Source organism: Bartonella sp. AA86SXKL, assembly GCF_042196885.1.
Genome location: NZ_JBHIRE010000009.1, coordinates 33,409 through 46,852 on the forward strand (window position 1 = coordinate 33,409; position 13,444 = coordinate 46,852).

At 36.4% G+C, this 13,444-nt stretch carries 11 protein-coding genes and 1 pseudogene; 5 read left to right on the top strand and 7 right to left on the bottom strand.

Translation table 11 applies throughout. The features are described from left to right. Positions 1-37: 37 nt before the first annotated feature. The 4 genes from ACFIO5_RS05455 to parA form a co-directional block, all read right to left on the bottom strand. Positions 38-307 carry an EexN family lipoprotein gene (locus ACFIO5_RS05455; RefSeq protein WP_375632897.1) on the bottom strand — a complete coding sequence of 90 codons (270 nt, stop codon included), beginning with the start codon at positions 305-307 and terminating at the stop codon, positions 38-40. A gap of 3 nt (positions 308-310) precedes the next feature. Beyond that, positions 311-580, bottom strand: coding sequence for an EexN family lipoprotein (locus ACFIO5_RS05460; protein WP_375676822.1), 270 nt, complete (start codon positions 578-580; stop codon positions 311-313). Positions 581-1,670: 1,090 nt separating this feature from the next. Continuing rightward, positions 1,671-1,901, bottom strand: coding sequence for a plasmid partition protein ParG (locus ACFIO5_RS05465; protein ID WP_375613561.1), 231 nt, complete (start codon positions 1,899-1,901; stop codon positions 1,671-1,673). Beyond that, positions 1,898-2,527 (bottom strand): ParA family partition ATPase, encoded by a 630-nt coding sequence (parA, locus tag ACFIO5_RS05470; protein WP_273790968.1) that lies wholly within the window; start codon positions 2,525-2,527, stop codon positions 1,898-1,900. The genes ACFIO5_RS05465 and parA overlap by 4 nt, the downstream gene beginning before the upstream one ends. A 1,001-nt stretch (positions 2,528-3,528) precedes the next feature. On the opposite strand from parA, the gene ACFIO5_RS05475 reads away from it, so the two are divergent. Beyond that, complete coding sequence (locus ACFIO5_RS05475) at positions 3,529-3,858, top strand: protein tyrosine phosphatase family protein (RefSeq protein WP_375632881.1); 330 nt, start codon at positions 3,529-3,531, stop codon at positions 3,856-3,858. Positions 3,859-5,970: 2,112 nt separating this feature from the next. On the opposite strand, the gene ACFIO5_RS05480 is transcribed toward ACFIO5_RS05475, so the two are convergent. Then, positions 5,971-6,972, bottom strand: coding sequence for a bifunctional riboflavin kinase/FAD synthetase (locus tag ACFIO5_RS05480; RefSeq protein ID WP_375680096.1), 1,002 nt, complete (start codon positions 6,970-6,972; stop codon positions 5,971-5,973). After that, positions 6,972-7,817, bottom strand: coding sequence for a TIGR01459 family HAD-type hydrolase (locus ACFIO5_RS05485; protein WP_375612197.1), 846 nt, complete (start codon positions 7,815-7,817; stop codon positions 6,972-6,974). Before ACFIO5_RS05485 ends, ACFIO5_RS05480 begins: the two co-directional genes overlap by 1 nt. A gap of 1,194 nt (positions 7,818-9,011) precedes the next feature. Here ACFIO5_RS05485 and ACFIO5_RS05490 point away from each other — a divergent pair. Together ACFIO5_RS05490 and ACFIO5_RS05495 are read left to right on the top strand one after the other, a co-directional pair. Continuing rightward, positions 9,012-9,365, top strand: coding sequence for a helix-turn-helix domain-containing protein (locus tag ACFIO5_RS05490; protein ID WP_375636854.1), 354 nt, complete (start codon positions 9,012-9,014; stop codon positions 9,363-9,365). 638 nt (positions 9,366-10,003) lie between these two features. Next, positions 10,004-10,191, top strand: a pseudogene (locus ACFIO5_RS05495) (integrase); the annotation flags it as partial. A gap of 1,489 nt (positions 10,192-11,680) precedes the next feature. On the opposite strand, the gene ACFIO5_RS05500 reads toward ACFIO5_RS05495, so the two are convergent. Next, positions 11,681-12,406 (bottom strand): hypothetical protein, encoded by a 726-nt coding sequence (locus ACFIO5_RS05500; RefSeq protein ID WP_375634758.1) that lies wholly within the window; start codon positions 12,404-12,406, stop codon positions 11,681-11,683. Positions 12,407-12,804: 398 nt separating this feature from the next. On the opposite strand from ACFIO5_RS05500, the gene ACFIO5_RS05505 reads away from it, so the two are divergent. Both ACFIO5_RS05505 and ACFIO5_RS05510 read left to right on the top strand, forming a co-directional pair. Continuing rightward, the gene (locus ACFIO5_RS05505; RefSeq protein ID WP_375634396.1) at positions 12,805-13,125 is read left to right on the top strand and encodes a TrbC/VirB2 family protein; all 321 of its coding nucleotides are present in this window, start codon (positions 12,805-12,807) and stop codon (positions 13,123-13,125) included. Then, on the top strand, positions 13,126-13,434 hold the full coding sequence (locus tag ACFIO5_RS05510; protein ID WP_212112790.1) for a VirB3 family type IV secretion system protein: 309 nt from the start codon (positions 13,126-13,128) through the stop codon (positions 13,432-13,434). It abuts the gene before it with no gap. The last annotated feature ends 10 nt before the right edge of the window (positions 13,435-13,444 follow it).

Consider the following 13,444-nt stretch of genomic DNA (forward strand, 5'->3'; position numbering starts at 1 on the left):
AAACCAGTAATGCTGTAATAATGACTTTATTCATGATTTAATTCCCTTCCTTTTTCTCTTCAGTTTTTTTCTCGTCATCATGTACAAAGCTTGAACCAGGCCAATCTCGGGCATGAACTTCACGATACGCTTTATCTGCGTTTTTACAATTTTGAGAATCTAAATCCTCTGATATCATGCATTTCATTGCCCATTGCTCGAGTAATTTGGGATCCTTCTTAAATTCCGATACGCTATAAGTTTTTTCACAACCAGCAACGACAAGTCCAGTACAAACCAGCAATGCTGTAATAATGGCTTTATTCATGATTTAATTCCCTTCCTTTTTCTCTTCAGTTTTTTTCTCGTCATCATGTACAAAGCTTGAACCAGGCCAATCTCGGGCATGAACTTCACGATACGCTTTATCTGCGTTTTTACAATTTTGAGAATCTAAATCCTCTGATATCATGCATTTCATTGCCCATTGCTCGAGTAATTTGGGATCCTTCTTAAATTCCGATACGCTATAAGTTTTTTCACAACCAGTAACAGCAAGTCCCACGCAAAGCAGTAGCGCTGTTATAATGATCTTGTTCATGATTTAACCCCTCTCTTTGTTTTATATTTTATTAACAATATCTTTGGATTCACATCCCCTCCTATATTGTGACCTTGCGTCTAATTTTCCTTTGCAAATACGTACACTTCCAACGCAAACATGTTAAATCATAAGAGCCTCTTTCATTTATCAGACTTGCATTTGTAACATTATCTGCACGGCAGCTCTTTGTATTTGAAGTGTTAAAACTTCAGTAAAAATTCTGATATCTTGACATTCTCAAAAAGCTTTTTAATCATTTCTTTTCCTTCAAGAACCTTTTGGTAACGAGAAGCAGCACGATATCTTACCCAAAATTCGTCATGCCTATATCCATTGCAAATTCTCTGCAAACGAAAGAATACAGCTTTTAATCAACTAATTGCGCTCTTATCATTTCTAAACCACCGGAAAAGAAAGAAAGCTTTAAGTCCCCCTGTACTTTTTAAAAGCCAATAGAAATGCTAAAAAAGCGATCTTATACATTCCAATTGAAGAAAAAAGCCTATTGCCTTGCGTACCATTACAACTGGCATTAAATATTTAAGACTATAAAATCATATAAATGTAAGAAATATTTTCTATAATATACTCAATGACTTCTTTTGTTTATTAGGAAAAATTATAGCGCGTCAATATCAGTAAATTTTACTTATTTTTATCCCCCCCTTTATAAACAATGAATATAATTTAATAAAACGGATTGCTGCATAACAGAAAAAAATAATCAAGGCTACTCTTAATTACATTATTTACGCATGTATTAAGTACAATAAACAAAAAAATAACCTGATGTTTAAAATCATTATCAAGATAATTTTTATGGAAGAATAAACTTATCTACTCATCTAGCGGATAAGATCACAAGTAGTATGATGATTATCACATTTATAGGGAAAAGTTTGAAACGGAGAATTTTTCGCAAACTCATAGCTCTTTCATGCGATGATACAGAACCTTATGAAAAACAACTTGAATGAAGCAACCATCGTGAAAAAAGAAGAGCACTTTTATTATTAACTTCGTATAAAAACAATCGATATCATCTCTAGAAAAAGCACTCAAACCAATGAAATTATCGTATCATTTTTTACACTTTTCCGTATTTTTGTGAAAGCAATTCGCGGACCTCATCAGCTATTTTAGTTCCACGACTTGCACAACTGACCTTAATCAACCGATGCAAACTTTCTGGTATATCAATCGTGAGGCGCTTCATACCTCCACTCATGCTCCCTTTGTGGCTTCCTATCCATGCATCCGCTGTTAAAGGAATTGATTTATTGGTTGGTTTTGTGCCAATTTTAATTTTTTTACTCATCGTGCTAACTCCTTGATTTCCGCTGCAACCGCTTCAATCTCTGCCGCTGCGGGTCCTTGCTTATCAACTTCATAAACGGCCTTCCCCTGTGCTGCTGCTTCTGCAAAAATCACGCGCTGCGCAACACTAGAAGAAAGAACATGCACAGGGTATATGCCAAGAGCTTCGTTCACATCACGCCCTATCGCTGTATTGACGATTTTACGATTAATGACAAAAGCAGATTTAAGATTTTCTTTATAAACACGTGCTTCGTCAATCAGCTTTACAATTCCATCCGCTGCCCAAATATCATAGGGACTAGGCAAAACAGGTATAAGCACCAAATCCGAAGCCATAAGAGCACTACGAGCAAGATCAGTTACACGCGGAGGACCATCGATAATAATATGATCATAACCATGACCAATCTGTGTAATCTCTTTGTGAACCGTTGCACGCGGTAAACCAATAACCGAAAACAAAGGTGCATCTTCACGCGCAGCAGCCCAATCCAATGCGCTCCCCTGTGGATCAACATCAATAAGCAATACCCGTGCACCGGTACGCGCAAAACTGGCCGCAAGATTAACACTCAATGTCGTTTTTCCGACACCTCCCTTTTGATTCAAAAGTCCAATGATCATTTATTACGCCTTTCAGCATTATCGTTTTTACGATTATACAGAAAGTAATAAAAGAAACAAGCATCCAATACGTGCAAAATAACCATTTTTCCCATTTTTAGGATAAATAACAATAGTCCGCAATTTTGTCTTTATAATATTCTTTTAGCATGAGCAAAACATTATGAAGATGATGTTCTTGAAAATAACAAAAATAAATCTAAACAAAAGACACGCTCTTCTTCTCCCGCCCTAAAACGAAGATTCTTAAATCCATGTCGATCTGTGAACAATGCTATGTAAATGATCCAGTTTCTTATCTCGCGCCTGCCATTTGGGCTTCTCCCTTCATGCAATCCACTTAATGCAACTCTACAAATAAGCTCCACTCTGAATATACAACAAACTATAAGAAGCATTCATTGTTTTGTACGTTGAATGAGAGAGCTGAAATCAGGAAGATTCTCTCATTTCATGCCTCTTATATTAAATTAATCAAAATCATATCTCTTGTACATACAAGCGGGGCTAGCGTGTGAGTAAAAACTGTACAAGAAAGGATTAAAATGCTTCTTATGCAGAATCTCAAGTACCAAGAACTATTACAATATTGGGGGTTGGAAAATATAATAATGGTGCCGACTTCCTGCTTCATAAGTGTAAAAAGGGTGGTGATCCATGAATTTTATACTCTTTGACGCTCGACAGAGTAAAATGGGCTTAAGAGAAATAAGGGTACCTCTAGCAAGCGCGTAAACAAACAACACAATGAAATGTCTATGTTTAGTAAACACTATAGATTATCCATAAAGACCAAACATCCGTCTTTTATAAGATCGCATAACGAACATGTTGCGGAATGAGATATTTTGCATCTTACAGCTCATTTTTCCCAAATAGATCTTCTCGACAAAAAGAATATTTTTGTTAAGATGCCACTGAAAAACTTACCTTCATTATGTTCTTTCTATATACTAGACCAGAGGGCATCGTGAAGATCGTGCAATTGGGAATAAATAAAAATGAATTTACAACAAATTGAACCTGATATTTTTATCAGCGCCCAAATTAGCATAGAAAATATCAAAACATTGGCACAAGCTGGTTTTAAAACAATTATCTGTAACCGCCCCGATCACGAAGAGCTCCATCAACCTGACTTTTCTAGCATTAAAACGGTCGCAAATGAATATGGCATAAAAGCCTATCACATTCCCATTTCTCCTCCAACTATAGAAAAGTCAGCTGTTGAAGCCATGCAAACAATTTTAAAAACAGCCTCTCTGCCTCTTCTTGCCTATTGTCATCACGGAGCACGCTCGCTGCATCTTTATCGTTTAGCGCGTCTTTAAACAGAAGGTTCACACACTTCCTCCGCACCTTAAAAGACGAAGATTCTTAAATACACATCGATTTGTAAAAAACAATCTGTCAATAATCTTTGTCTTGCACCTTTCCCTTGGCTTGCCACTTCATAAAACTCTACAAACAAGCTTTGCTCCTCAATATACAACGAGCATACACACCCGAAGCCATAAAAATGCGTGAAAATTCATATGATGATCAAGAAAATTTATTTTTACCCCACCTTTTATCACTGCTCCACTTTCTTTTTCTCTTCCTTTACCAATACGAGCTCATTCGTACGCCACAGACACCTAAAACGACAGTAAAACCACTAAGAAAACCCCATATTCCGAATAAAAGGCATGCAGAGTATTTTATAAAAAAAGCCGTAAGCCATAATCTATGGTTAACTACAACATATTGATTTATAACAATTAATTGTTTTGCACGTTGAGTGAGAAATCCTAATGCCGTAAGATTCTCTCAAGTCTATTTATAGTGAAGCAATCAAAAGCGTGTTTCTTGCATGTCACAAGCAGGAAGTATTCGTGTGAAATAAAACGAGTTAAGAACAAACTCTCATAAACGCTCTCAAATAGCCAAGACTGTACAACACTGAAGGCTTGTCAATATAACTGGTGGTGTCGGATTGCTCTTTTATTAGGCATAAAGACGATAGCGCTCAACGAAACATGCATGATACCATTCATGAGAGCCATCATGAAAATAAATATGAGAAGCGTTGAGAGATATTTCTTTAAAAGAAGTGCATAAATTAGCAAAACAAGGATATTCCAACATTTTATTTTACCTGTGAGATCTGATATCCTATTCAAAGAACAACAAAAGCCTGAAACTGTTATTTTCATGATTTAAGAGATATTGCTCTGGACGCTTTTGAAAGTAGCAAAGCCGAATTTAAAAAAGACAGTCATCTGGACTGATTTTTCCCTTGATAACTTCATATTTTCCCCAATAAGGCTGCAGATTGATTTCAGAGAATACGCAAATGGATAATGCAATAGGGCTCTCCTCATCTAGCATACAAAAGCTGTAACAGTAGAGAGAGCATTAAAGCGCCTTAATCTTTATCTCAAACATACTGCTCGCATTGAGGAACACTAAAGAAAAAGTTTTATGAGAAAAACAACACCATAAAGTCATGAATAGGCCGAACATAGATTGGAAAGATGTTCTAACTTTTATCCAATACTTCTATCAAAAAACAACAAAACATTATTGGCTTTGTGTTTTCATATCCTTACAAGACTGCCTTTTCTTTGCATTATAGGCTTTACATTTGTGAAGGACAAAGGAAATATATGGATAGTTCTTAGCTTGAGAATCTAAAAGATTGACGTATTACGACAACAAAATTGTGCCTTTATCCATCAAAAGCATTAGAAATTTTGAAACAAATACACCTGCTTCTCGCAATGATTTCTTTTTATCTGCAATCACTCGCAGTCTCCTTAATATGCATTCCCCATCACAATATACAAGAGAAAGGAGAGTTAAAGCATCTTCCAGCAGCTTCATTCTCTTTTACGTGATTGGTTAGCACGAAAACTGCTGCTAACCACTGATCTTCTTTACGAGACTTGACAAACAAACCTTTTTTAAAAATATTCATCACATAATACAAAATATCACATGCGTAAGGTTACACGAACCAACTCTCATCATAAACGATGATACGGCATAAATGATATAATAAAACAAATTAGAAAGAAGAAACAATAAACTTTTAAAATAAAAAAAGTCATCAATTAAATTTTATCAAACTATAAGCTTAAAATCGCAAGAAATTTTAAAAACAGCCTTTCTCCTTCTTCACGTCTATTATTGCTAAATAGGCTGGTTGCTTATTCTTTACTGCATCTTTTATGACGAGTTTTAACGGATCAGAAAGAAACAAGCAGTAAAGTTTTGAATGACAACAAAAACCATAAAGTTAACTTTGAAAAAAATGATGCCAAAATCAGATCTTCAGATATTCGATTCTCCCTCTCAACAACGGAAAAAACATATATTCCACGATGTTTTGGAATATATCTTTGTGATTATAATCACTTTAAGTGCTATTTTTACAGCTCTTCTCTCTTTTTCAGATCAGTTTAGGACATATTTTTAAAAGTAAGCAGCCTATCCAACGTTGATAATGGTTGTACTGTCTTTAAAACTTCTTTTGCTTTTTTTTCATCACGATGCATTTGCGCAATCAAAGGTTCAAGCCCATCAAATTTTTCTTGTCCTCGCAAAAACTGGAAAAAAGAAACGATACAGCTTTCCCCATAAAGGTCGTCGTTAAAGTCAAACAAATAGGTTTCCAAAAGGGGCGCCCCATCCTTAACAACCGTTGGACGACAACCAAAGCTTGCAACACCATCATACAAAACACCGTTCGCACGACGCAAACGTACCGCATAAACACCATGAGCCAAACGAACTTGGGGAGGCAACATTTGATTAGCGGTAGGAAATCCCAAAAGACGTCCAAGTTTTTCACCTTGAATAATATTGGAGCGTATCCGATAGTGATACCCTAACAAATGGGCTGCTTTGTCCACTTCCCCTTGTGAGAGAAGTTGCCGAATAAAACTCGAGGAAATGATCAAAGATTGTGACTCTTGAGGACGAGCAACGCAAGGAACTTGCACAACCTCAAATCCATATTTCTCTCCCCTTTGGCAAAGAAGATGTACATTTCCACTTTTCTGATGACCAAATTGAAAATTTTCGCCTGTCACCACAACTGAAACATCAAAAACTTCCTTTAAAAACGACTTAATAAATTCGTCCGCTGAAAGAGCGGCAAACTGTGCATCAAAGGGCTGTTCAATCACGCCGTCAAAACCAAGGGTTTTAAAAATTTCAGCTTTTTCAGCTGCCTCTGTCAAACGATAGACAGGAGCTGAATGTTGAAAAAAACTTCTTGGATGGGGTTCAAAAGTTAAAACAACAGATGGTTTCTTTTTTATACGCGCGAAATCAAGTGCTTTTTGCAACACCACCTGATGCCCACAATGAACACCATCAAAATTTCCAAGTGCCAACACTGCTTCCCGCCAAGCCGAGGGAAACATATGAATTCCCTGAAGACGCAAAAAATTAGTCATTACTGAAGTGCCCACATGATTGCTTGTGGTTTATAACCATGATGTTCAAGAAAAGAATGCAAAGCTTGCTTATCAACCACACCCTTTTGCGTATAATCATAATGATGAATCCCCCCCATAATATAAAGGGCATCAAGACCAAAGTGAGCCGCCCCCTTAATATCCGTTAAAAGACCATCACCAATAGCTAAAACTTGACTTTTTTCTACTGTTCCCCGTATTTTTTGAAGTTTTTCAAAGGCACATTCATAAATAGGCGCGTGAGGTTTTCCAGCAATGCGCACTTCCCCCCCTAATTGTTGATAAAGACGAGCCAATGCACCAGCGCACCAAAATTCTTTATTTCCATAATGGACAATCACATCTGGGTTCGCACAAATAAAAGGTAAATTCCGCGACCGCATGCGACGAAACATCTCCTCATAAGCAGAGGGTTCTTCGTCAAAATCTTCAAGAAAACCGCTACAGACGACAACAGAAGCCTCCCATTCTTCAACAAATTCACACTCTAACCCTTCAAACAGCACCAAATCACGTTGTGAACCAATGAAAAAAACTTTACGTGGAGCAGTCTGAATAAGATCGCGCGTTACATCCCCTGAAGTGATAATGGCATCATAATAGTCGCTATGAACATTCATGCTTTGTAATTGAGCAGCAACATCTTCCCGTAGCCGAGGAGAATTGGTTAATAAAATGACAGTTTTTCCCATTTGTCGGATTTTATACAACGCCTTCAACGCTGGTTCAAATGCATGTACACCGTTATGCACAACACCCCACACATCACAAAAAACAGCATCATAATGCGCTATAATAGTCTCAATATGGGTAAGTTCATTCATGGAGCACCTATCTCTATTTGTCATTTAAAGCTGTCTTTTACTTCAAAACTACTTACCGAAAGATAATACTTGTGTCATCTGCTTTCTCAAACCATATCCCAACTTTTTATCGTCTATAGAGATCATAAGAAATGATAAAATAACTAAGTTATCATTAAGTTGTGCAAAATTCTAAAATGCTTGATAGCAAAAGCTTATCATTCCCCAATGCTCATTTTTCTCATAAAAATTTTAATTCTAACAACAACGACGTTGATAGAGTTTTTTATCTAAAATACTCAAATTCTTCACTGAGAAAATAAACGTATCCCCCTCTTAAAAACATGCATCATGAGAAAGCCCAATATATTTTCTCATTTCAAATTTGTTTATATTGAATCAATCAAAACCTTTTCGCTTACACATTATAAGCAGAGAGCGTACAGATAAAAACACGTGAAGAAAGAAAAAATAGCTCTTATGCTCCCTTTCAAGGCAAAAACTGTCGTAATATTTTGAACTGGCAGAGAGTATGTGCCGTCCGAGCATCTTTTTTTCAGTAAAGATAGCAATATAGCTTTTATCCCATTCATAGAGGCTTTTACGCTACATACTTTACGAAGCACCATTGTAAAATAGGCGCTAACATTGAGAAATATCTTCTAAAACAAACATGTGAACATACAACAATAAGATCTATAATGTTTTGAGTTTATTTTGCATGAGGGCTCTTTACTCATAAAAGCTTTCCCCTATCATCATGATATCTCAGACGCATCAAAACAAGTCATTTTGATTATTGGTTAAGGACAGCACCGTAAGCGGTGACTTGAGCTTAAAAACCAAGCTTTACCTTCGTAAAATGCATATCTGATGTCATGAGTTGAGTAAGCAAACCTTAAAACTTTGAAAGGCAAACAACCTCCTATTTAAAAAAATCTATCCGTCTCAAGAAAAACTATTTTTATTGCCAATCTCCTAAAATTACTTTATGAATCGAAAAATGTTTTGATCGCATACGCAACGATCAAAAGGGGTCTTGAAAACCCGAAACCCTAGCGTAAAAATAAACCCACTATGTGGGTATCCCGGAATTCCGGGAGATTTTGCTATGTCCAGGTGCTCCAAGCACTAAAAGCAAAATGCTGACTAGGGTTCAGTGTTTTCAAGCTCCCGGAATACCAATGCGAGGGCGCTCGCACCTGGAGGGGGAAAATGCAAGCTCAAAATCTTAATATTGATCTTTTTGTAGGCAAAAAAATTCGCTTTAGGCGAAAAGTGCTAAAAATGTCTCAAAAAACATTAGGGCATCATTTAGGTGTCACTTTCCAACAAATCCAGAAATATGAAAAAGGCTTAAATCGCGTGAGCGCAGGACGTTTAAAGGAAATTTCCGATATTTTGAATGTTCCACTTGCCTTTTTTTACACTGATATCATCAAAAAAGACAACACCCCGTACCATTATGATGAAATCGCCTCGAGCAAAGAGGAATATTTGCTTTTAAAAAGTTTTAGAGTCCTCACATCTGTCAAGCAGAAAGCGATTTTAAACTTAATTTGTGATTAAAATTAAAACGCTTTAAAAGCATAGCTATAAAGTGCTACACACCCTATTCTTGTCTTTCTCCCCACACCCCAAAAGGATGCCCCCCTCCTCAAACCGGTTGATAAACGATCCGCCTTCTCAAAAATAGCTCCTTCTCAGATTCCCATTTCATATGGTTCCTTTCACAAAATTATATAAACAAGCCCTCCCTTGAATATTCATCACACTCTCTTATCAAAACACCCCATGTATAAAGTTTTATGTCTTATATCACCACACCCGCAAACAATAGCGTTTTACAGCACAACAGAATAAGTATTTATCCGTATTTAAAGAGCGGCCCCCCTTTTCTCTATGGACGCTCTATTTATTTTAAATGATGTACATTTAATATACCTGCTATTAAAGACTTAGTATCTGTTATAAAGTCTTAAAGGCATATTTTTCCTCTAAAATCTCAATGCTACACCAACTCTATCATAAGGCAAACATTGATTTATAATGATAATTCACTGTTTTGTATGTTGATTGAGAGGCTCGAATAACGTAAGATTCTCTCATTTCAAACCTGCTTATCTTGAATCAATCAAAATCATTCCCTTGCACGTCAAAAGCGGGATGAATGTGTGGATCAAATTTGTATAAGAAAGGATTAAAAAATGGCTCTTATGAACCGTCTTAATGCAAGATCTGTCGCAACATTGGGGGCTGGCAAATATAATGATGGCGCCGGCTTGCTTCTTCATAAGCGTAAAGATGGGGGGCTCAATGGATTTACCCTTATACCCTTTACGAACAGCGTCGCAAAATAGGCTTGGATACCTTGAGAGATATTTCTATAAGACAATGCTATCCAATTCTCTCATGATTATAATCCTCAATCTGATAAAGTTGAAACAAACAATAGGATTGCGAATATGATTTGGGGAGCTCATCTAAAAGATGAAAAATGATAAAAAATTCCGCTATAACAATTGAAGAAGCGAGCATTCGTTGAGCCGTAACTTCTTTATTTTAGAATTTTTATATCACACTTTACTGTTGAGTAATATATATTTATTAAAATACATGACCACGGTCTAGAGCATCAAGCTTTGGCGAGAAAAACATTTCAGTATCTGCTTGTAAGACATTTTGACAATTTTTAGATTCCTTAACAAATTGTCCTGAAAGAAAACACTTCGTTCCCCATTCTTCTCTTAATTTTGCATCTTTTTTTCAATCTTCTACGCTATAGTTTTTTTTCACACCCCAAGACGAATAATAGAGCCATGCATAATAAAATAATTTTTTTTCATTTTATCCCTCTTTAAATACCTTATCTGTTAATATTATCCCCCCAAATGAGGGTTGAATTTTCACACTGTATGAGAATACAACCTCACTATCCACTTGCTTGCTTTCAAAGTGAACACTCTGAGTAAAGTAACGCAAGAAGAGCTCACAATAGCCATCGTATGAGTTTGTCATAAAATACAATAAGAAGGGAAAGAGCCCAAACTGAATACAAATGATGAAATCAGAAGGCGCATTAATGCTTTTGTTCAACTGATTTCAAATAGTTACATTGCAATAGGCATCGCCCCTAGCCCTATAGAAAGCCTATGAGCATTATAAGACTTAAGTCTCACGATCATTAAACCACAAAGCCATAACAAAAAAGTATGAGCTCTTTTTACCTATTTATATGTTGATTATTGTTCCCCATCGAAGGCCTAAATAGAAACGTTTTGTGATATATAGAAAACAATCAGCAATGCAAATCATTTTTACGAAGATTTCTTCGTGTAGAGTCTATTTGAAATCCATCCATCATTTGGAAGTCTGAATTTAAAAGCAGATAATTATGAAAGCTTTTCAAGGAAGGCAACAGATTGATCACTTTTAAAGAAGTAAAAAACGTGATCCAATCCTGAAGACAAAATTCTGATGAAAAAACTTTTGCTATGAATTCTTTTAAGGCATTGTGAAAGATTCTATCCATTATATTAAACGTTACACCATTTTTGGGGCTGTTCATTTTTTACTTTTATCAACACCGCTCTAGAAATCCGTTTCTTGAGCGTTTTTTATCGCCTCACTTTCTCCTTCAAACACAAATACTCAAAAATGCTTTGCCACCAACAATGACATTTTCCCGCTTTTATAAAACACATAAGTAAAAATAGAGAAGCGATTTTGAAAGCAACCCTCCCTTGAAAAGGGAAGTACCATCCATTTACTTCATAAACGAAAATAATCTCACCGTTTATTCAAATTTGCTCTACGATTTGGTACAATTTTATTGATAAAGTTTTCTCTATAAAAATTTAAGTAAATATGTTCATTAAAACCAATCATGGACTAGCAAAGGGATTATAGGATCCATTATCTCGCCGCCATTTTAAAGGTTCAGTGAAATCACTCGACCAAAGACCAATCTTGTTGCCACGTGCTTTTTCTTCCGCATGATGATACTGGGCTGGAATAGGATTTTTCCCCTCTTTTGAGAGTACCAACATACCTTCTGTAAGACCTGCCTCAGCTAAATCAACCCCTTGAACAAAACATTGCGCATAATAAACACCATTGTGCATCAAAGCCTGTTTACAGGATAAATCCTGCCCAAGTGTTTTGGTGACAAGCCAAGCCGTTGTAACCGCACCACAGGGCCATTCTTGATCATTTAATCTTGCTTTTTGACGGGGTGCACATGTGTCCACACCATAAAGATGAATATCACGGGAGATATGTGAGCGCCAAGATTGTGCAGCAGGCGTCAGTAATTTAAATGTAACCCCACTTGTAACAGAAGCCTTACCATGAAAAACAACAGCATTATTTGCAACATCATTTAATGAAACACTCTTCTGCAAATCGAGAGCTGGTTCATTTTTTTCTAATTGCTGTTTGGTGATAGATCTACCCAACTTTTTTTCTTCTCGATAGAGATCGACAATATCTTGGATATCTTGCGTCTCAAATGTTTTAAGAATGCTGAAATCCATTTTATCTTTATATTGGCTTAATCCCCACACTGTCGCCCCCATAATGTAAATAATAACAATCAATTTAAATAGCATCTCTTAACACGCTCGCTCAAAAAATTCGTTTTTTTCCTATCATGTCAGATTATTGATCAGCAATCCCCTTGTTTTTAAAGAAAAAATCCAAATATAAGTGTTGCAGATTAACTACATTTTGTAAAGAATGATATTCTTTCTTTCATTATTTTAATATTGTTATTTTTACCAATATACACAACTTAAAATTGCCATTTTCATGTAACACAATCTCAATTTGAAAAGACTTCTGTCTCTTTACGAAGAAGAGCTTGAGAGTGAACAGATCCACGATCAAGGCTTTTAAAGCAAACAAACGAGAAGAATTAAACTGTCATCAAATGACAGCACTCTTTAGTTTGTTAGAGGCAATGGAATGTCGACATATGAACAAATATTATTTGTTAAAGAGAGGTAAAATGACAGATAATAGATTCCAAAACATCATTTTTATCGTGACCATGCTGCTTTTTACGGCAGTTTTTGTATCTGATCTTTCTTATGCTGCTTCTACTACTGGTGGAGGTGGTCTGGGAAATCTTGATGGTGTTTTAGGCAACATTGTCACAATGATGACGGGTCCAACGGCAAGGCTCATTGCAATTATATGTGTTGCTGCTGTGGGGATTGGCTGGATGTACGGCTTTATTGATTTACGCAAAGCAGCTTACTGTGTTCTGGGGATTGCTATTGTTTTTGGTGCCCCTGCTCTCGTCACTAAATTAGCGGGCACAACATAAATGAACGAAGATACTCTTTTCCTTGCCTGTACGCGCCCGGCCATGTTTGCTGGTGTTACAATGGAAGCGATGGCGCTTAATGTCATGGCAACATCCATTCTTTTCATTTTAACCAGTGATTTTACCATGTTTGGTCTTGGGATTGGGATGCACTTTATTTTGCGAGAAGTGACAAAGTACGATCACAACCAATTTCGCGTATTATTTGCATGGCTCAATACCCGAGGAAAACAAAAAAACCTCAACAGATGGGGAGGAGGTTCAACCTCCCCTTTACGCCTTATCCGCACTTATAAGGAACTAAGCTGAAGGAACGAAA